Raw genomic sequence first — 20,407 nt, forward strand, 5'->3', positions numbered from 1 at the left:
TAACACCGTTAATCACTTATGAAGAAGGTGTTGCATGTTGAACCGTATCCGCGTCGTTACTCTGCTTATGAGCGTGCTGGTGGTCTTCGCACTGTTGCAGCTCGTTTCCGGGGGACTTTTTTTCTCGTCGCTTAAGCAAAACCAGCAAAGTTTTGCGGTCTCCAATGACTTGCGCATGCAGCAAACGGAATTGGGTAAAGCCTGGGAGTTGATGCTGCAAACCCGTATCAACCTGAGCCGTTCTTCTGCGCGTATGTTGCTCGACCCGAGCAACCAACAAAGCAGCGCCAAAACCGACTTGCTGAACAGCGCGAAAGCCTCGCTGGCCGATGCGGCGAAACATTACGACGCTTACCGCGCGCTGCCAACGCGCCCGGAAATGGACGCCGCCCGCCAAACGCTGGATGAGAAATACCAGACTTATCACGCCGCGCTCAGCGAACTGGTGCAGTTCCTCGAAAGCGGCAATATCAACAGCTTCATGGCGCAGCCGACGCAGGGCATGCAAAACGCCCTCGGCGACGCAATGGCGAAATACGCCAGCCTGAGCGACAGCCTCTATCGCAACGCCTGGGATCAGAGCGTCAGTGATTACACCTTCGCCAAATGGCAGATGGCGGTGCTCGCATTGGCGCTGGTGATTGTGCTGGCGGGCGTTTGGTACGGCATCCGTCGCATTCTGCTCTCGCCGTTGTCGGCGGTGATCGCCCACATCCGCGAAATCGCCAGCGGCAACCTGACGCACTCGCTGCGCGTTGCTGGCCGCAGTGAAATGACTGAACTGGCGCAGAGCGTGGATCATATGCAAAACGCCTTGATTGAAACCGTCACCAATGTGCGCCAGGGCTCGGATGCGATTTACTCCGGCACCAGCGAAATTGCCGCCGGTAACAACGATCTCTCCTCACGAACTGAAGAACAAGCTTCCGCGCTGGAAGAGACCGCCGCCAGCATGGAAGAGTTGACCGCGACGGTGAAACAGAACGCCGATAACGCCCGTCAGGCGTCGCAACTGGCGCAAAGCGCTTCCGAAACCGCAGAACGCGGCGGCAAAGTGGTCGATGGCGTGGTGAAAACCATGCACGAGATCGCCACCAGTTCGCAGAAAATCGCCGATATTATCAGCGTGATTGATGGTATTGCCTTCCAGACCAATATCCTCGCCCTTAACGCGGCGGTGGAAGCGGCGCGCGCCGGTGAGCAAGGCCGTGGTTTCGCGGTCGTGGCGGGTGAAGTGCGTAACCTCGCCAGCCGCAGTGCCCAGGCGGCAAAAGAAATTAAATCATTAATTGAAGATTCTGTTTCCCGTGTCGATACCGGTTCAGTACTGGTGGAAAGTGCAGGGGAAACCATGTCGGACATCGTCAACGCGGTTACGCGGGTGAACGACATCATGGGTGAGATCGCCTCGGCATCTGATGAACAGAGCCGCGGCATCGATCAGGTTGCGCTGGCCGTCTCCGAAATGGACCGTGTCACGCAGCAAAATGCGTCACTGGTGCAACAATCGGCGGCCGCAGCGGCAGCCTTAGAAGAACAAGCCAGTCGTTTGACGCAGGCGGTATCGGCCTTCCGCCTTTCCTCTGTACCTGGCATGGCGCAGCACGCTATTACACCGGCAGCAGGCCGCGCTCAGACCCCGGCGCGGAGTCGCCAACTTGACACCGGACAAGAAGAGAATTGGGAAACCTTTTAAGCAGTGCTTAACCGCGGACTTTTTCCGCCATTTGGGGCGTTGATGTTAAATCGAATTCGTATCTCAACAACATTATTTTTGATTTTGATTGTGTGTGGCGTTTTGCAGGTTGGCAGTAACGGGTTGTCTTTCTGGGCATTCAGGGAGAGCACCTCCCATTTACAAGAAGTGGAAAAGAGTAACCAGCAGCGCAGCGCGCTGATGGAGATGCGCACCACTTTATTACAGGCCAGCACGGCGCTGAATAAAGCCGGTACGCTGACCGCGCTGAGCTATCCGCCGGATGATATCAAAGCACTGATGACGCAGGCGAAAGCCAGCCTCAAAGCAGCGGCGGAAACAGAAAAAGCTTTTGTCGGCAATGCGGCGATGACGCCGGAAGGCAAAGCTTTACAGGACGGTACGCAGGCCAGTTTTGCCGCCTGGCGCGGCGACCTGGAGCATCAGGCCACCTGGCTTGAGAATAACCAGTTGTCCGATTTTATGACCGCGCCGGTGCAGGAGTCGCAGGCCAAGTTTGATGCCAATTTCAGCGCGTGGGAGAAACACATCAACCACTTTGCTGTTCAGGCGAGAACGGACAGCGAAAGCAACTACCACCGCTCGGCGGTGATTTTCATTGCTGTAGTGATCCTGGCTGCCCTGCTGACCAGCGTGGCGCTGTTCTGGTCACGCAAGATGATTGTGCAACCGCTGGCGATTATCAGCAGTCATTTTGACAGCATCGCCGAAGGCAACCTGGCGCGGCCGATTATGGTCTACGGGCGTAACGAAATTTCGGCGATTTTCGCCAGCCTGAAAAAGATGCAGGACGCGCTGCGCACCACGGTGAGCGATGTTCGCCAGGGCAGCCACGCGATGCATACCGGCATCTCGGAAATTGCCGCCGGTAACACCGACTTGTCGGCGCGCACCGAAGAACAGGCCGCGTCGTTGGCGCAAACCGCCGCCAGCATGGAACAACTGACCGCGACCGTCAGCCAGAACGCCGAAAACGCCGGACAGGCTTCCCAGCTTGCGCAGAGCGCGGCGCAAACGGCGACCAAAGGCGGGCAGCAAACGTCCAGCGTGGCGAGCACCATGCATGAGATTGCGCGCAGTTCGCAGAAAATTGGCGACATCATCAGCGTGATTGATGGCATCGCGTTTCAGACCAATATTCTGGCGCTGAACGCCGCCGTGGAAGCGGCGCGCGCCGGTGAGCAGGGTCGCGGTTTCGCCGTGGTCGCCGGAGAAGTGCGCAACCTGGCGTCACGCAGCGCGCAGGCGGCAAAAGAGATTAAAGACCTGATTGAAGAGTCGGTTTCCCGCGTCGAGCAGGGCTCCCAACTGGTGGATACTGCCGCGCAGACGATGACCGAAATCGTCCGCTCCATCACTCAGGTTAACGACATTATGGGCGAGATCGCCTCCGCGTCAGATGAACAACGCCGCGGTATTGAGCAGGTAGCACAGGCAGTAACTCAGATGGATCAGGTGACACAACAGAATGCGGCGCTGGTAGAAGAGGCCGCATCAGCTACCGACCAACTGGCACACCAGGCGGATAACCTCACCGCGATGGTGGCTGTATTTAAGATTGAAGAGCATGTCGCAGTACCCGAAGTGGCACCGCCCAAAGCCGTGCCTGTTGCATCCTGAACTGAGTTGAGAAGGCGCTATGACATCATCCATGCCCAACGGGCAAACGTCATCCATTTTGCAGCAGATGACACAGCGCCTGGCGCTGTCCGACGCGCACTTTCGTCGGATATGTCAATTGATCTACCAGCGTGCGGGGATTGTCCTCGCGGATCATAAACGTGACATGGTGTACAACCGCCTCGTTCGCCGTTTGCGCACGCTAGGGTTAGATGATTTTGGCCGCTATCTGAGCATGCTGGAAGCGAACCAGAACAGCGCCGAGTGGCAAGCATTTATTAACTCGCTGACCACCAATCTCACCGCCTTTTTCCGTGAAGCGCATCACTTCCCGGTGTTGGCAGAGCATGCGCGTAAGCGCACGGGTGAATACCGGGTCTGGAGCGCGGCGGCGTCCACGGGCGAAGAGCCGTACTCCCTTGCCATTACCCTCGCGGACACGCTGGGTATGGCGCCCGGTCGATGGAAAGTGTTCGCCAGTGACATTGATACCGAAGTGCTGGAAAAAGCGCGCAGTGGCATCTATCGCCAGGACGAGTTGAAAACCCTCTCGCCCCAGCAGATGCAGCGCTACTTTATGCGCGGCACCGGCCCGCACGCCGGGCTGGTGCGCGTACGGCAGGAACTGGCGAACTGCGTCGAGTTCACCACGCTGAACCTGCTGGATAAGCAGTACAACGTGCCGGGGCCGTTCGACGCGATTTTCTGCCGTAACGTTATGATTTATTTTGATAAAACGACGCAACAGGACATTCTGCATCGTTTCGCTCCACTGCTTAAGCCGGACGGTTTACTGTTTGCCGGGCATTCGGAGAACTTCAGCAACCTCGTGCGCGAGTTTAGCCTGCGTGGGCAAACCGTTTATGCGCTGAGTAAGGATAAAGCATGAGTAAAATCAGGGTATTGTCCGTCGATGATTCCGCATTGATGCGCCAGATCATGACAGAAATCATCAATAGCCACAGCGATATGGAGATGGTGGCCACGGCACCGGATCCGCTGGTCGCCCGGGATTTAATCAAAAAATTTAACCCGGATGTCTTAACGCTGGATGTGGAAATGCCGCGCATGGACGGGCTGGATTTCCTCGAAAAACTGATGCGCTTGCGCCCGATGCCAGTGGTGATGGTTTCGTCACTGACCGGAAAAGGGTCGGAGGTAACGCTGCGGGCCCTGGAACTGGGGGCGATTGATTTCGTCACCAAACCGCAGATCGGCATTCGTGAAGGCATGCTGGCTTACAGCGAAATGATTGCCGAGAAAGTGCGCACTGCCTCACGCGCCCGCATTGCGGCACATAAAACCATGGTGGTTCCGGAGACATTGAAAGCCGGGCCGCTACTCAGCTCGGAAAAATTGCTGGTTATCGGGGCGTCAACCGGAGGAACAGAGGCAATTCGGCATGTACTCCAGCCATTGCCGCTTTCAAGCCCGGGTATTCTTATCACGCAGCATATGCCGCCGGGCTTTACCCGCTCATTTGCTGAACGGTTGAATAAGTTATGTCAGATCAGCGTCAAAGAAGCGGAAGATGGTGAGCGCGTATTACCGGGACACGCGTATATTGCGCCCGGTGATCGGCATATGGAGCTGGCGCGCAGTGGCGCAAACTACCAAATTAAGATTCACGATGGCCCGCCGGTAAACCGGCACCGGCCTTCGGTGGACGTGTTGTTTCATTCGGTGGCGAAACATGCGGGCCGCAACGCCGTGGGGGTGATTCTCACGGGGATGGGGAACGATGGCGCGGCAGGAATGTTAGCGATGCACCAGGCGGGCGCCTGGACCATCGCGCAAAATGAAGCAAGTTGTGTGGTGTTCGGCATGCCGCGTGAGGCCATCAATATGGGTGGCGTCAGCGAAGTGGTCGATCTTAGCCAGGTAAGCCAGCAGATGCTGGCGAAAATCAGTGCCGGACAGGCAATACGTATTTGAACCAGGAGTAATTTTTTATGGCGGACAAAGAGCTTAAGTTTTTGGTGGTGGACGATTTCTCCACGATGCGTCGAATCGTGCGCAACCTATTGAAAGAACTGGGGTTCAACAACGTTGAAGAAGCGGAAGACGGCGTTGACGCGCTGAACAAACTGCAAGCGGGTGGTTTTGGTTTCGTTATCTCTGACTGGAACATGCCGAACATGGACGGTCTGGAACTGCTGAAAACCATTCGTGCCGACGGCAACATGGCATCTTTGCCGGTGTTGATGGTAACGGCGGAAGCGAAGAAAGAGAACATCATCGCGGCGGCGCAAGCGGGCGCGAGCGGCTATGTGGTGAAACCGTTCACCGCTGCAACCCTGGAAGAGAAACTCGGTAAGATCTTCGAGAAACTTGGCATGTGAGGACTGGATAAATGATTCAACCTTTAATGAAACCAGCGGATGAACATTCACCCACCGACATTATTGCCCGCATAGGCAGCCTCACGCGTATGCTGCGTGACAGCCTGCGCGAATTGGGTCTGGACCAGGCGATTGCCGAAGCGGCGGAAGCGATTCCGGATGCGCGCGACCGTCTGGACTATGTGGTGCAGATGACGGCACAAGCGGCTGAACGCGCGCTGAACAGCGTGGAAGCCTCTCAACCTCATCAGGATGAGATGGAAAAAGGCGCGAAAGCGCTGACCAAACGCTGGGACGAGTGGTTCGAAAACCCGATTGAACTGGCGGACGCGCGTGAACTGGTGACCGACACCCGTAAATACCTGGGTGAAGTGCCTGGGCATACCAGTTTCACCAACGCCCAACTGCTCGACATCATGATGGCGCAGGATTTCCAGGATCTGACCGGTCAGGTGATCAAGCGCATGATGGACGTGGTGCAGGAAATCGAACGTCAGTTGCTGATGGTGCTGCTGGAAAACATTCCAGAACAGTCAGCGCGTCCGAAACGTGAAAACGAAAGCCTGCTCAATGGCCCACAACTCGACGCGACCAAAGCGGGCGTGGTGGCAAGCCAGGACCAGGTGGACGATTTGCTGGACAGCCTCGGTTTCTAACCAAGCGTTATCAGTGGCTTACAGAAAAGTGGGCAGGGCAGAACCCTCCCGCTTTTTGCCTGCTTTGCGGTTTTAACCGCTTTTTCTCGCAACCTATGCGTGAATCTTCCCTGCGCCAAATGGCGAAAACCCCCTGTTTTTATGCCTTACTCCGCCCATTAGACAGGCTTGACTCTGGCAATATGACGTCACACCTGTAACCCGTGGACGTTGGCCGTGGCCTCTGAAGACAACGACGACAAAACAGAATCGCCCACCGCGCAACGACTGCAAAAAGCGCGCGAAGAAGGGCAGATCCCCCGATCAAAAGAGCTGACATCGTTACTGATTATGTTGGTCGGTATCTGCATCCTGTGGTTTGGCGGCGAGTCGTTTGCCCGTCGTCTGACGATGGTGCTCTCCTCCGGGTTACGCTTCGACCACAAAATCATTAATGACCCGAACCTGATCCTCGGGCAGATCATCATGATGCTGAAAACCGCGCTGATCGGCATGCTGCCGCTGCTGGTGGGCGTGGTGATTATCGCCCTGATCGCGCCGGTGATGCTCGGCGGGCTGGTGTTCAGCACAAAATCCCTGGCGTTTAAGTTTTCCAAACTCAACCCGCTGAGCGGGCTGGGGCGGCTCTTTTCCGCCCAGGTGGGCGCGGAGCTGGTCAAAGCGCTGATGAAAGCCCTGTTCATGGGCAGCGTCGCTGGAATCTATTTGTGGAACCACTGGCCGGACATGATGCGCCTGATGAGCGAATCGCCGGTGATGGCGATGGCGAGCGCGATGAACATTGCCGGCCTGTGCGCGTTGCTGGTGGCGCTGAGCATTATCCCGATGGTCGGCTTTGACGTGTTCTGGCAGATCTACAGCCACCTGAAAAAATTACGCATGTCGCGCCAGGATATTCGCGACGAATTCAAACAGAGCGAAGGCGACCCGCATGTGAAAGGGCGTATTCGCCAGATGCAGCGTGCGGCGGCGCGTCGTCGCATGATGGCCGATGTGCCAAAAGCGGATGTGATTGTTACCAACCCGACGCACTACTCCGTTGCGCTGCAATATGACGAAAACAAAATGAGTGCCCCGAAAGTGGTGGCGAAAGGCGCGGGCATCATTGCGCTGCGTATTCGCGAGCTGGGCACGGAAAACCGTATCCCTATTCTTGAAGCACCGCCGCTGGCGCGTGCTCTGTATCGCCATGCTGAAATTGGTCAGCAGATCCCCGGCCAGCTCTATGCGGCGGTGGCTGAAGTGCTGGCCTGGGTATGGCAGTTGAAGCGCTGGCGTTTGTCAGGCGGACAACGCCCCATTAAACCTGAGAATCTCCCGGTGCCAGAGGCGCTGGACTTTTTGAACGAGAAGGACACTGATGGCTAATCTGGTAGCAATGCTGCGTCTGCCGAGCAATCTGAAATCGACCCAATGGCAAGTGCTCGCCGGGCCAGTGCTGATTTTGCTTATTTTGTCGATGATGGTGCTGCCGCTGCCGGCGTTTGTCCTCGACCTGCTGTTCACCTTTAACATCGCGCTGTCCATTATGGTGCTGTTGGTGGCGATGTTCACCCAGCGCACGCTGGAGTTTGCCGCGTTCCCGACCATTTTGCTGTTCACCACCTTGTTGCGTCTGGCGCTGAACGTCGCGTCCACCCGTATCATCCTGATGGAAGGGCATACCGGTGCGAGTGCGGCGGGTCGCGTGGTGGAAGCCTTCGGTCACTTCCTCGTCGGCGGTAACTTCGCCATCGGTATCGTGGTGTTTATCATCCTCGTGATCATCAACTTTATGGTTATCACCAAGGGTGCGGGGCGTATCGCCGAAGTGGGCGCGCGTTTCGTTCTCGACGGGATGCCGGGTAAACAGATGGCGATCGACGCCGACCTCAACGCCGGGATCATCGGCGAAGATGAAGCGAAACGCCGCCGTTCAGAAGTGACTCAGGAAGCGGATTTCTACGGTTCCATGGACGGTGCGAGTAAGTTCGTCCGTGGTGATGCCGTCGCCGGTATCCTGATTATGGTGATCAACATTATCGGCGGTCTGTTGGTCGGTGTTCTGCAACATGGCCTGTCGATGGGCGATGCGGCGGAAAGTTATACCCTGCTGACCATCGGTGATGGCCTGGTCGCGCAGATCCCGGCGCTGGTTATCTCTACCGCCGCGGGCGTTATCGTGACGCGCGTCAGTACTGACCAGGATGTCGGTCAGCAGATGGTCGGGCAACTGTTCTCCAACCCGCGCGTGATGATGTTGAGCGCCGGTGTGCTGGGTCTGCTGGGGCTCGTGCCGGGCATGCCGAACTTTGTCTTCTTGCTGTTTACCGCCGCATTGCTGGGTCTTGCCTGGTGGCTGCGCGGCAAAGAGACGCAAGCGCCGGTGGAAACAGTACAAATCAAAGCGCCGGAAAACACGCAAGCCGTTGAAGCGACCTGGAACGATGTGCAACTGGAAGATTCCCTCGGCATGGAAGTGGGTTACCGCCTGATCCCGATGGTCGACTTCCAGCAGGACGGCGAATTGCTCGGGCGCATCCGCAGTATTCGTAAGAAGTTCGCACAAGATATGGGCTTCCTGCCACCTGTGGTGCACATCCGCGACAATATGGATTTGCCACCGGCGCGTTACCGCATTCTGATGAAAGGCGTGGAAATTGGCAGCGGCGAGGCCTATCCGGGGCGCTGGCTGGCAATCAACCCAGGCACCGCAGCCGGTTCACTGCCGGGTGAAGCGACCGTCGATCCGGCCTTTGGCCTGGCGGCAATCTGGATTGAAAGCGCCCTGAAAGAGCAGGCGCAGATCCAGGGTTTCACCGTTGTGGAAGCCAGTACCGTGGTTGCCACGCACCTTAACCACTTGATTGGTCAATTCGCGCCGGAACTGTTTGGTCGCCAGGAAGCACAGCAGTTGCTTGACCGCGTCACCCAGGAGATGCCGAAGCTGACCGAAGATCTGGTGCCGGGCGTGGTGACCTTGACCACGCTGCATAAAGTGTTGCAAAACCTGCTGGCAGAACGTGTGCCTATCCGCGATATGCGCACCATTCTGGAATCGCTGGCGGAACACGCGCCGTTGCAAAACGATCCGCATGAACTCACCGCCGTGGTTCGTGTGGCGCTGGGCCGTGCGATTACTCAGCAGTGGTTCCCGGGCAATGATGAAGTGCAGGTGATTGGTCTCGATACGCCGCTGGAGCGTTTGCTGCTGCAAGCTTTGCAGGGCGGTGGCGGTCTGGAGCCTGGCCTGGCCGATCGTTTGCTCGAACAAACGCAAGAAGCGCTGGCTCGCCAGGAGATGCTCGGCGCCCCGCCGGTGTTGCTGGTTAACCACGCGCTGCGTCCGCTGCTGGCCCGCTTCCTGCGCCGCAGCCTGCCGCAATTGGTGGTGTTGTCGAATATGGAAATGTCCGACAACCGCAGTATCCGCATGACGGCAACCATTGGAGGCAAATAATGCGCTCTCTTGCCTTGCTGTTCGCCTTCCCGCTATTGGCGCAGGCTGCCGGAGACGGCACCTGGCAGGCCAGCAGTATTGGCATCACGCTGGCGAATCGCGGTGTGGTGGCCTCATCGCGACCGCTGGGGCCACCGCAGCCGGTCAATGGCCTGATGACCGAGGTGTCGTGGCGCTATGAACTGAACGGCCCGACGCCTGCCGGTTTGTTGGTAAAACTATGTTCGCAAACACGCTGTGTGGCACTGGATGGTCAAAGCGGCACCACGCGCGGTTTTACCAATGTGCCAGCGTTGGAACCGCTGCGTTTTGTCTGGGAAGTCCCCGGCGGTGGCCGTTTATGGCCGACGCTGACGGTACGCAGCAACCAGGTTATCGTCAATTATCGCCAACCCGCCGCGCAAAATTGACCGTTTCGCTGGGAATTAATACAAGCTGTTAGCTGCTTTTTTAAACGCCAATCCCGCCGTCTGTGCGGGATTTTGCTATCTGCGCCTCATTTCTGACCTCTCCTTTTGAAGCAAAAGAAACGCTGTTTTATAAATCAGTGAAGCGAGTATCGACACTCTTTGCGTTTTTGCCAACGGCATAGTTTTGATGGCAGAAACAGAAAGGTTTCCCGTTGCACATCCTCTTACTTTAGCCGTGTAAGAAATTCCTTTGGCTAAGCCGGATCGTCAAAGGTCCCCAATAATGAACAGGGTTGACGGCAATGAAAACACGAAAAATTGGATTGGCTAATTACCTCGCCTACGGCTCGGGCGATTTTCTGGGTGCGGGCACGACTGCGTTAACCGCAGCATGGTTACTCTATTTCTATACGACCTTCTGCGGCCTGACGCCGATTGAAGCCACTTTTATCTTCGCTGCGGCAAGGGTGCTGGATGCAGTGGTCAGCCCGTTAATGGGCTTTTTAACCGATAACTTCGGCTCGACCAAACTGGGTAAACGCTTTGGTCGGCGTAAGTTCTTTATTCTGTTAGGTATTCCTTGCGTGTTCAGCTACTCGATTATGTGGGTAGGGGACATGAGCTTCTGGTATTACCTGCTGACCTATCTGCTGTTTGACGTGGTTTACACCATGATTCTGGTGCCGTATGAAACGCTGGTGCCGGAAATGACCGATGATTTCAAACAGAAAACCAAATTCTCTGGCGCGCGTATTTCGATGGCGCAGATGTCGGCGATTCTCGCCTCTTTCCTGCCGGGCATCCTGCTGACCCACTTCGGAAAGGACAACCCGGTCTCTTTCTTCTATGCCAGCCTGGTGTTCTCGGTGCTGTGCGCATTGATGCTGACGTTTGTCTGGATCTTTACCTGGGAGCGCCCGCGTGAAGAGTGGACAGAAGCCGCGCTGCGTGCGGAAGAGGAGAAAAAGAGTCTGTCGCTTGGGCAGAGTTTGCGCCGCTTGTTCGTTGAACTGAGCTCGACGCTGCGCATTAAAATTTTCCGCCAGCATTTGGGCATGTACCTCGGCGGCTATATCGCCCAGGACGTGTTCAACGCCGTGTTCACGTATTACGTGGTGTTTGTGCTGATGCAGGAAGCATCGCTCGCCTCCAGCCTGCTGGGCACTATGGCTATCTTCCAGTTCATCGCCGTTATCGCCATGATCCCGCTGTGCATCCGCTTCGGGCCTGCGCCGTCTTACCGCATGGTGGTGGTGCTGTTTGGTCTGAGCGCCATGTCATACGCGGTGCTCTATTACGCCGGGCTGAGCGATGTTTACTCCCTGTTGCTGCTGATTTCTGCTGTCGCCGGTTTGGGCCGGGGCGGGATCAACTATGTGCCGTGGAACACCTACACCTACATCGCAGACATTGATGAAGTGGTCACCGGCCAGCGTCGCGAAGGTATCTTCGCCGGGATTATGACGCTGACCCGTAAAGCCTCGCAGGCCGGGGCGGTGATGCTGGTGGGGATCGTGATGCAGGCTTCCGGCTTTGTTTCCGGCCAGAAAACCCAGGTTCCGGAAGTGAGCCACACCATTTTGATGATCATGTGCTTCGGCACGGTGGCGGTGTTGTGCTGCGGCTTCCTGGTTTCCCTGCGCTTTAAGCTGAACCTGAAAACGCACAGCGTGCTGCGCGAAGAGACGGCGAAAATGCGTGAAAGCGGCCATGCAATGCCAGAAAACATCACGCCGCAGGCGCGTGAAACTGTCGAAATGCTGGCGGGCATGCCGTACGAATCCCTGTGGGGGAACAACAATATCGGTTACCTGAATCGTAATAAACCGGCTGCGCCCGCTTTGAAAGACGCGCAACTGAAATCGACTTACAACTGAGGTTAAGAATATGAAGGTTTGGCCTGTCAAACACAGCCCGTTACTGCGTCAGCCAGCGCGCTTTATCGACCGTGATGAATTGAAAGCGTTGATCCGCAAGGTGACGCACAACCTGGTCAATATTCACGATGACAGCGGCGAGTTTTTACTGCGTCTCGACGATGGTCGTGTGATTGACACCAAAGGCTGGGCTGGCTGGGAATGGACGCACGGTGTTGGGCTGTATGGCATGTATCAGTATTACCGCCAGACAGGGGATGAGAGCATCCGCGAGGTGATCGACGCCTGGTTCGCCGACCGCTTTGCGGAAGGCGCAACCACCAAAAATGTCAATACTATGGCGCCGTTCCTGACGCTGGCGTATCGCTACGAAGAGACCGGCAACCCAACGTATTTGCCGTGGCTGGAGAGCTGGGCGGAGTGGGCGATGAACGAAATGCCGCGTACCGATCACGGCGGTATGCAGCACATCACGCTGGCGGAAGAGAACCATCAGCAGATGTGGGACGACACGCTGATGATGACCGTGCTGCCGCTGGCGAAAATCGGCAAGTTGCTCAACAAACCGGAGTATGTGGAAGAGGCGGTGTATCAGTTCCTGCTGCATGTGCAGAACCTGATGGACCGGGAAACCGGGCTGTGGTTCCACGGCTGGAATTACGAGGGGCAGCACAATTTTGCCAATGCCCGCTGGGCACGCGGTAACAGCTGGCTGACGATTGTGATTCCGGATTTCCTGGAGCTGGTGGATCTGCCGGAAACCAACGCGGTGCGCCGTTATCTGGTGCAGGTGTTGAACGCGCAAATTGCCGCGCTGGCAAAATGCCAACATGAGAGTGGGTTGTGGCACACGCTGCTCGACGATCCGAATTCGTACCTGGAAGCGTCGGCCACCGCCGGGTTTGCCTATGGCATGTTGAAAGCGTTGCGTAAGCGTTATATCAGCGCCGATTACAGTGCGGTGGCAGAAAAAGCGGTGAAAGCGATTGTCGGCAATATTTCGCCGGAAGGGGAGTTGTTGCAGGTGTCGTTCGGCACCGGGATGGGCAGCAATCTTGAGTTTTACCGCCAGATCCCATTGACCTCCATGCCGTATGGTCAGGCGATGGCGATGCTCTGTTTGACCGAGTATCTACGCAAATATTTTTGAGTGTGCGAAAAGAGAAAAACCCCGGGAATCCGGGGTTTTTTGTGCGGGGTGGGGGGATTGTGCCGGATGGCGGCTGCGCCTTATCCGGCCTACAAAACCCGCACGTTATACCCGCATGCATTACCCGTAGGCCCGGTAAGGGAAGCGCCATCAGGCGTAAACTTTACATCCGCTCAACCGTTTCAATACCCAGCGTATCGAGGCCCTGTTTCAGCGTTTTCGCGGTCAACAGCGCCAGTTTCAAACGGCTGTGACGCACGTCGTCACTTTCCGCGCTGATGATGGGGCAATGCTCATAGAAGCTGGAGAACAGACCCGCCAGATCGTACAGATAAGCACACATCACATGCGGCGTACCTTCACGCGCGACAACGGACAGCGTCTCTTCAAACTGCAACAGGCGCGCAGCCAGTTGGGATTCACGCTCTTCGTTAATCTGCACCGGGGCATTTTCCAGCACGCTCTCTTCAATGCCCGCTTTGCGGAACACGGAAAGCACGCGGGTATAAGCGTATTGCATATACGGCGCGGTGTTTCCTTCAAACGCCAGCATGTTGTCCCAGTCAAACACGTAGTCGGTGGTACGGTTTTTCGACAAATCGGCATATTTCACCGCGCCGATACCGACCACGTTCGCCAGTTTTTCCAGCTCATCTGCTGGCATATCCGGATTCTTTTCCGCCACCAGACGGCGCGCGCGTTCCAGCGCTTCATCCAGCAGGTCAGACAGCTTCACCGTACCGCCCGCACGGGTTTTGAACGGTTTGCCATCTTTGCCGAGCATCATGCCGAACATGTGGTGTTCCAGCGGCACAGACTCCGGCACATAACCGGCTTTACGCACGATGGTCCATGCTTGCATCAGGTGCTGATGCTGACGGGAGTCGATGTAATAAAGCACGCGATCGGCATGCAGGGTTTCGTAACGGTATTTCGCACAGGCGATATCGGTTGTGGTGTAGAGGTAGCCGCCATCCTTTTTCTGGATGATGACGCCCATCGGTTCGCCTTCTTTATTTTTGTATTCGTCGAGGAACACCACGGTCGCGCCTTCGCTCTCCACCGCCAGACCTTTGGCGCGTAAATCCGCGACAATCCCTGGCAGCATTGGGTTATAAAGGCTTTCACCCATCACGTCTTTGCGGGTGAGGGTCACGTTCAGACGCTCGTAGTTTTTCTGGTTCTGACTCATGGTGATGTCGACCAGCTTGCGCCACATTTCACGGCAATATTCATCGCCGCCCTGCAACTTCACCACGTAACCACGTGCGCGCTCGGCAAACTCGGCATCTTCGTCATAGTGTTTTTTGGCTTCGCGATAGAACGCTTCCAGGTCCGCCAGCGCCATTTCGCCCGCGTTTTCCTGCTGTTTCAGTTCGAGGAAAGCGATCAGCATGCCGAACTGGGTGCCCCAGTCGCCGACGTGGTTAGCGCGAATCACGTTATGGCCGAGGAATTCCAGCGTGCGCACCGAGGCGTCGCCAATGATGGTCGAACGCAGGTGACCAACATGCATCTCTTTCGCTACGTTCGGCGCGGAGTAGTCAACGACGATAGTTTGCGGCTGCGGCTGGGAAATGCCCAGACGATCGGATTTCAGCGCGGTGCTGACGTGTTCGGCGAGGAATTCCGGGGCGAGGAAGATATTGATAAAGCCCGGACCGGCGATCTCAACGTTGTTGGCAATCCCGTCGAGAGAGAGGTGAGACAGAACTTGCTCAGCCAGTTGTCGTGGCGCCATGCCCAGTTTTTTCGCAACTGCCATCACGCCGTTAGCCTGATAGTCGCCAAACTGAACTTTTGCTGACTGACGAACCTGCGCTTCGCAATCTGCTGGCGCGCCTGCCGCAATCATGGCCTGACTAACTTTTTCTGAGAGAAGAGCCTGAATATTCACCGGGATACCTTACATTTAGGGCGCCGCGTAACAGAGGCGGCGTCCGGGTGTTAAATAGAGGCGGGAGTATACTGCAAATGCCCGGTGGCGTCAGCACTGCATAACACGGTAGATTATGCGCTTTGTTATGATTTGCGAGCACTGTTATGAGCCATTGGCAAACTATCGAAGAGTTGCAGGATATCGTGGAAGATCTCCCGCGTTTCGCCAACGATTTGCAGAAATTCACTATCCGTCTCGGATTAAATATCGCACCATTAACCGCCGACCATATTTCGCTGCGTTGCCATCAAAACACCACTGCGGAACGCTGGCGTCGTGGTTTTGAACAGTGCGGTGAATTGTTGTCAGAAAATACCATCAATGGTCGCCCGATTTGCCTGTTCAAGCTGCGCGAGCCAATCTGTGTGGCGCACTGGCAATTTACAGTCATTGAACTGCCGTGGCCGGGGGAAAAGCGCTACCCGCACGAAGGCTGGGAGCATATTGAAATTGTGCTGCCGGGAGAAGTGGAAATGCTGAATGCGCGCGCACTGGCGCTACTGGCGGACGAAGGCCTAAGCCAGCCGGGGATCGCGGTCAAAACCAGTTCGCCAAAAGGCGAGCGCGAACGGCTGCCTAACCCGACACTGGCGGTGACAGACGGTAAGGTCACGGTGAAATTCCACCCGTGGAGCATTGAAGAGATTGTCGCCAGCGAGCAGTGAAACGCAAGGGTGTGAGGGCGCGCAGATCTGCGTTTGTCAGCGCGTGCGATGATGAATAAAGGAGGAACCATGACATTACTGGAAATCTGTTGTTATGGCGTCGAAGACGCAATGATTGCGCAGCGGCACGGAGCCGATCGCATTGAGTTTTGCGCCGCGCCGAAAGAGGGCGGTCTAACTCCGTCATACGGCGCGCTAAAAACGATTCGCCAGCGGGTGACGATTCCGGTACACCCGATTGTGCGCCCGCGCGGTGGGGATTTTTGTTACCGCGAAGATGAATTTACCGCCATGCTCGACGATATTCGTTTGCTGCGCGAACTCGGTTTTCCGGGGATGGTGACAGGCGTGTTGGATGAAGACGGCAATGTCGATACACCCCGCATGCGTGAAATTATGCAGGCCGCAGAGGGGATGGCGGTGACATTTCATCGCGCGTTCGATATGTGCGCGGATCCGCAACAGGCGTTTGATTCTTTGGCTGAATTGGGTATCACGCGCATCCTGACATCCGGTCAACAAGCCTCGGCGGAAAAAGGACTTTCATTAATCAGGGAACTAAATGCCCGGTGCGGTGTTCCAATCATCATGGCTGGCGCAGGTGTGCGCCCCGAGAATCTAGAAACCTTTCTCAATGCTGATGTGAAAGAGGTGCATAGCTCGGCAGGACGCTGGACACCGTCGCCGATGCGTTATCGCAATACAGGATTATCGATGTCAGCCGATGTGAAGGCGGATGAGTATGCCCGCTACGGTGTTGACGGAGATGCAGTGGCGCTGATGAAAGAGATGATTATGGATCACAGCCACTGAAACAGTTTTTACCGCGCATCATGTCGCCCAATATGATGCTTGTTTGTACCAGGCCCCTGCCATTAACAGGGGCCTTTTTTTATCTACGGTTTGCGGGCAATCAGCACCGCGCGCAGCGGAGCCGGGTAGCCCTCCACGGTTTTGCTGTTGTCTGCCGGGTCGAGGAAATCCGCCAGCGATTCGGTCACCATCCACGACGTACGACGTTGCTCGTCGCTCGTGGTGACGCTCATATCCGCAATGCGCACATCGACAAAACCGCATTTTTCCAGCCAGTTTTTCAGCGCCAGCGCAGAAGGAATAAAGTAGACGTTACGCATTTGCGCATAGCGATCGCCCGGCACCAGTACGGCATTCTCATCGCCTTCGATCACCAGCGTTTCCAGCACCAGTTCGCCCTCTTTCACCAATTGATCTTTCAACTGCCACAAATGCTCCAGCGGCGAGCGGCGATGGTAAAGCACGCCCATGGAAAACACGGTGTCAAACGCATTCAGCGCGGGCAGTTGCTCAATGCCCAGCGGCAGCAAATGTGCGCGACGATCGTCGCCTAATAGTTTGCGCACGGCTTCGAACTGGCACAAAAACAGTTGCGTTGGATCGATACCGACCGCAAGCTGCGCGCCTGCGCCAATCATGCGCCACAGGTGATAACCGCTTCCGCAGCCGACATCCAGGATCGTGCGCCCGGTTAAATCTGACAGGTGCGGCAGCACGCGTTCCCATTTCCAGTCGGAACGCCATTCTGTATCAATATCAATCCCGTAAAGCGAAAACGGCCCTTTACGCCACGGCATCAGGTTGCGCAAAAGCGTTTCCATGCCCTTAAGCTGGCCCGCGCTTAAGGGTTCTGCGCTTTGCGCCGTCACGCTGTGCAGTAAATCCAGCGTCGCCGGGGCGAGGGTGGGAAGAAACTCAACCGCGTTATTCCACTGTTTGAACTGGCCGTGCAGGGTTTCGCGCTGCCAGGCCGAAATCTGCGCAGGTAACGTTTCCAGCCAGTGGGCGAGGGTGCCCGTCGCAATTTGCTGATAAAAGCGGCCAAACTCGATCATGCTGCAACCGCCTTCAACGCCACCAGAGAACCAAAGTTAAAGCACTGGAACCACAACTCGCTGTGTTCAAAACCGGCGGTTTTCAGCCGCGCTTTATGGGCTTCGACCGAATCCGTCAGCATGACATTTTCCAGCATGCTGCGTTTTTGGCTGATCTCCAGCTCGCTGTAGCCGTTGGCGCGTTTAAAATCGTGATGCATGTTGAACAACAGCTCGCCGACCGTGTGGTCTTCGAAGCTGAATTTTTCCGACAACACCAGCGCGCCACCGGGGTTCAGCCCCTGGTGAACTTTAGTCAGCAGCTTCAGACGATCGTCTGGCTCAAGGAATTGCAGGGTGAAATTAAGCACCACCATTGAGGCGTTTTTGATTTCAATATCGCGAATATCGCCTTCGATAACCTCAACCGGCGTCGGCGCTTTATAGGCGTCAATATGACGACGGCAGCGTTCAACCATGGCGGGTGAATTGTCGACAGCGATGATTTTGCAGCCGTCATGATGGATATTGCGGCGCACGGAAAGTGTTGCAGCGCCCAGGGAACAGCCGAGATCGTAGACCTGCGTGGCGGGTTGCACAAAGCGCTCCGCCAGCATGCCGATCATTGAAATAATGTTGGAGTAACCCGGAACGGAACGCTGGATCATATCCGGGAAGACTTCAGCTACCCGTTCGTCAAAAGTCCAGTCGCCCAGGCGGGCAATTGGCGCGGAAAAAAGCGTGTCGCGATCAGACATAAATAAATACCCGGGAAAACAAAGGGGCGTATTGTGCGCTAATGCAGGGAGAAAACCAACTCCCAGGGCATATACCACAGATTTGCCAGCACCATCAGCAACAGCGAGCAGAAGGTCGCGCCCATTCCGGAACGACGCCAGCGAATTAGCCGATGATGAAAGCCGTAGTAATGCATCAGACGGCCCGCAATCAACAGTAATCCACAGACATGCACCAGCCAGGTTTGCGCGCCGTCCATCTCCATAAAAAGGAGCAACAGGAGGGCAATGGGAATGTATTCCACCGCGTTGCCGTGAATCCGGATGGCGCTTTGTAATTCACTAAATCCGCCGTCGCCATAGCTCACGCGGTACTGCGAACGCAGACGGATAACATCAAAAGAAAACTTAATCAGTAACAATGCACCCAGCACGGCATAAAGCGCGCTTACCATACAAACTCCCTTTAAGGTTACGGCGATGGCTTACCAATCATAGGTGCTGTACTCAAAAAAGAGAAGATTGTAACGGCAGGGAAGGTGCGGCACCGATCGCGGGCACCACGGCGCGGAGATCTTGCCACAGGGTTTCCACCAGTTCAGGGGCGTGAGCGATATCCGGGGTGTGCAAAAAAAGGTAGGGTGTGGTGGTTTGCTCCCACAGCGGCAATTTGCGTAACCACACATCAAAAAGCTGGCGGTTCTGTTGCATGTCGTCGCTGCCGATAAAGCGCACCATGGGGTTATTGGCCGTGACTAACGCGTGTACCGGCACTTTTGGCTTTTTACGTTGCGCTTCACGTACTGCTTCGCTGTGTGGCCTGGCGCTGTGTACCGGGCGGCTATCAAGGATTACGCGGTTGATCTTGCGGGCATGCAAACCTTGATTGAGGGTTTTCTCTTCTTCGCCTTTAGCAAAAAAACTGGGATGACGAACTTCAACGCCGTAGGTAAAACCTGCAGGCAGCGCATCGAGAAACGCCCACAGAGCGGGCAAATCGCGTGGGCCGAAGGTGGCCGGTAACTGCAACCAATATTGGCCAATCCGGTTGGTGAGCGGCGACATGCGGCTAAAAAATTCGTTCGTCAGATCGGTGCAGTTGCGAAGCGCAGCCTGGTGCGAAATGGTGGCGGGAAACTTAAAACAAAAGCGAAAATCATCGGTGGTTTGTTCATGCCAGCGCGCGACGATCTCCGCTTTCGGTAAGGCGTAAAGCGTGGTGTTGCCTTCGACACAGTTAAAGTGGCGGGCATACTCTTCAAGGCTGGTGATGCCAAGGCGCACCCATTTCGGGTGCGACCATTGCGGCAAGCCGACATACATCATAACGCGCTGAGGATCTCGTCCGTGCTGCGCACTCGGCCAATACGCGGGAAGATGTTTTTCATACTTCCCTGATGCTGCTCCGCGTCAGCCGCGCTGCATGCATCTTCGGCGATCACCAGTGAAAAGCCCATTTCCCAGGCGTTACGGGCGGTGGATTCCACGCCGATATTGGTCGAAATCCCGCACAGCACGATGGTGTCGATACCGCGGCGGCGCAGTTGCAGTTCCAGATCGGTACCGTAAAACGCGCCCCATTGGCGTTTGGTGACTTCAATATCGCTCTCTTTTTTACCCAATGCGTCCGGGTAAACCCACCAGTTGTCCGGCAGCGCGTGACCGCCAGTCGCGGCATCGACGGGCTGTTTCAGCGCCTCGGCAAAATCCGCCGACCAACCGACGCGTACCAGCGCAACCGGCGCGCCATTGGCACGAAACTTCTCGGCAAGTTTGGCGGCGCGTTTCACCACGTCTTGCGCAGTGTGCGGACCACCGGCAAAAGGCAGGATGCCTTCCTGTAAATCGATGACCACCAGCGCGGTTTTGTTCGCGTTGAGTTCCAGCATAATAACTCCAGAAAAAAGAATGACGTCGGTCGTTACCTTACGCGTTCTGCCGCCGTGCAGGGTTTACAATTTTTGTTAAATTTTGTGAGAATGCGCAATAAGCGCGCAGCAAACGTGCG

Annotated in this window: 19 protein-coding genes; 13 read left to right on the forward strand and 6 right to left on the reverse strand. The window is 56.1% G+C overall.

Features of this window, described 5'->3' with window-relative positions; all coding sequences use genetic code 11:
- Positions 1-34 precede the first annotated feature (34 nt).
- The 11 genes from tar (at position 35) to AAEY27_RS09410 (ending at position 13,211) form a co-directional block, all read left to right on the forward strand.
- Positions 35-1,696, forward strand: a complete 1,662-nt coding sequence (gene tar, locus AAEY27_RS09360) for a methyl-accepting chemotaxis protein II (protein ID WP_342324876.1) — start codon at positions 35-37, stop codon at positions 1,694-1,696.
- A 42-nt stretch (positions 1,697-1,738) separates the two neighbouring features.
- A complete protein-coding gene (gene tap / locus AAEY27_RS09365; protein WP_342324878.1) occupies positions 1,739-3,337 on the forward strand; it encodes a methyl-accepting chemotaxis protein IV in 1,599 nt (532 codons plus the stop codon).
- 19 nt (positions 3,338-3,356) lie between these two features.
- Complete coding sequence (cheR, locus tag AAEY27_RS09370) at positions 3,357-4,226, forward strand: protein-glutamate O-methyltransferase CheR (RefSeq protein ID WP_342324880.1); 870 nt, start codon at positions 3,357-3,359, stop codon at positions 4,224-4,226.
- The gene (locus AAEY27_RS09375; protein ID WP_342324881.1) at positions 4,223-5,272 is read left to right on the forward strand and encodes a protein-glutamate methylesterase/protein-glutamine glutaminase; all 1,050 of its coding nucleotides are present in this window, start codon (positions 4,223-4,225) and stop codon (positions 5,270-5,272) included. The genes cheR and AAEY27_RS09375 overlap by 4 nt, the downstream gene beginning before the upstream one ends.
- Positions 5,273-5,289: 17 nt before the next feature.
- Positions 5,290-5,679 carry a chemotaxis response regulator CheY gene (gene cheY, locus AAEY27_RS09380; protein ID WP_342324882.1) on the forward strand — a complete coding sequence of 130 codons (390 nt, stop codon included), beginning with the start codon at positions 5,290-5,292 and terminating at the stop codon, positions 5,677-5,679.
- An 11-nt stretch (positions 5,680-5,690) separates the two neighbouring features.
- Entirely contained in the window at positions 5,691-6,335 is a 645-nt protein-coding gene (gene cheZ / locus AAEY27_RS09385; protein WP_342324884.1) for a protein phosphatase CheZ, read from the forward strand.
- 216 nt (positions 6,336-6,551) lie between these two features.
- Positions 6,552-7,703 (forward strand): flagellar biosynthesis protein FlhB, encoded by a 1,152-nt coding sequence (gene flhB / locus AAEY27_RS09390; RefSeq protein ID WP_342324885.1) that lies wholly within the window; start codon positions 6,552-6,554, stop codon positions 7,701-7,703.
- Positions 7,696-9,774 (forward strand): flagellar biosynthesis protein FlhA, encoded by a 2,079-nt coding sequence (flhA, locus tag AAEY27_RS09395; RefSeq protein ID WP_342324887.1) that lies wholly within the window; start codon positions 7,696-7,698, stop codon positions 9,772-9,774. The genes flhB and flhA overlap by 8 nt, the downstream gene beginning before the upstream one ends.
- Positions 9,774-10,184 carry a flagellar protein FlhE gene (gene flhE / locus AAEY27_RS09400; RefSeq protein WP_342324888.1) on the forward strand — a complete coding sequence of 137 codons (411 nt, stop codon included), beginning with the start codon at positions 9,774-9,776 and terminating at the stop codon, positions 10,182-10,184. The genes flhA and flhE overlap by 1 nt, the downstream gene beginning before the upstream one ends.
- Positions 10,185-10,486: 302 nt before the next feature.
- A complete protein-coding gene (locus AAEY27_RS09405; protein WP_342324889.1) occupies positions 10,487-12,061 on the forward strand; it encodes an MFS transporter in 1,575 nt (524 codons plus the stop codon).
- A gap of 10 nt (positions 12,062-12,071) precedes the next feature.
- Positions 12,072-13,211 (forward strand): glycoside hydrolase family 88/105 protein, encoded by a 1,140-nt coding sequence (locus AAEY27_RS09410; protein WP_342324890.1) that lies wholly within the window; start codon positions 12,072-12,074, stop codon positions 13,209-13,211.
- A gap of 163 nt (positions 13,212-13,374) precedes the next feature.
- On the opposite strand, the gene argS is transcribed toward AAEY27_RS09410, so the two are convergent.
- Positions 13,375-15,108 (reverse strand): arginine--tRNA ligase, encoded by a 1,734-nt coding sequence (gene argS / locus AAEY27_RS09415; protein WP_342324891.1) that lies wholly within the window; start codon positions 15,106-15,108, stop codon positions 13,375-13,377.
- 146 nt (positions 15,109-15,254) lie between these two features.
- On the opposite strand from argS, the gene AAEY27_RS09420 reads away from it, so the two are divergent.
- Both AAEY27_RS09420 and cutC read left to right on the forward strand, forming a co-directional pair.
- On the forward strand, positions 15,255-15,815 hold the full coding sequence (locus tag AAEY27_RS09420) for a VOC family protein (protein WP_342324893.1): 561 nt from the start codon (positions 15,255-15,257) through the stop codon (positions 15,813-15,815).
- Between the two features lie 69 nt (positions 15,816-15,884).
- Entirely contained in the window at positions 15,885-16,628 is a 744-nt protein-coding gene (gene cutC, locus AAEY27_RS09425; RefSeq protein ID WP_342324895.1) for a copper homeostasis protein CutC, read from the forward strand.
- Between the two features lie 83 nt (positions 16,629-16,711).
- Here cutC and cmoB read toward each other — a convergent pair whose 3' ends face one another.
- From cmoB to AAEY27_RS09450, 5 genes are read right to left on the reverse strand one after another with little or no spacing between them, the layout of a single operon-like run.
- A complete protein-coding gene (gene cmoB / locus AAEY27_RS09430; RefSeq protein ID WP_342324897.1) occupies positions 16,712-17,683 on the reverse strand; it encodes a tRNA 5-methoxyuridine(34)/uridine 5-oxyacetic acid(34) synthase CmoB in 972 nt (323 codons plus the stop codon).
- Entirely contained in the window at positions 17,680-18,420 is a 741-nt protein-coding gene (gene cmoA / locus AAEY27_RS09435; protein WP_342324898.1) for a carboxy-S-adenosyl-L-methionine synthase CmoA, read from the reverse strand. The genes cmoB and cmoA overlap by 4 nt, the downstream gene beginning before the upstream one ends.
- Before the next feature lie 38 nt (positions 18,421-18,458).
- The gene (locus tag AAEY27_RS09440) at positions 18,459-18,854 is read right to left on the reverse strand and encodes an MAPEG family protein (RefSeq protein ID WP_342324900.1); all 396 of its coding nucleotides are present in this window, start codon (positions 18,852-18,854) and stop codon (positions 18,459-18,461) included.
- Between the two features lie 52 nt (positions 18,855-18,906).
- Positions 18,907-19,725, reverse strand: coding sequence for a DUF72 domain-containing protein (locus tag AAEY27_RS09445; protein WP_342324902.1), 819 nt, complete (start codon positions 19,723-19,725; stop codon positions 18,907-18,909).
- Complete coding sequence (locus tag AAEY27_RS09450) at positions 19,722-20,288, reverse strand: hydrolase (RefSeq protein ID WP_342324903.1); 567 nt, start codon at positions 20,286-20,288, stop codon at positions 19,722-19,724. Before AAEY27_RS09450 ends, AAEY27_RS09445 begins: the two co-directional genes overlap by 4 nt.
- Positions 20,289-20,407 lie beyond the last annotated feature (119 nt).

Origin of the sequence: Kosakonia sp. BYX6, assembly GCF_038449125.1 — a bacterium.
In the GTDB taxonomy this organism is placed as follows: domain Bacteria; phylum Pseudomonadota; class Gammaproteobacteria; order Enterobacterales; family Enterobacteriaceae; genus Kosakonia; species Kosakonia calanthes.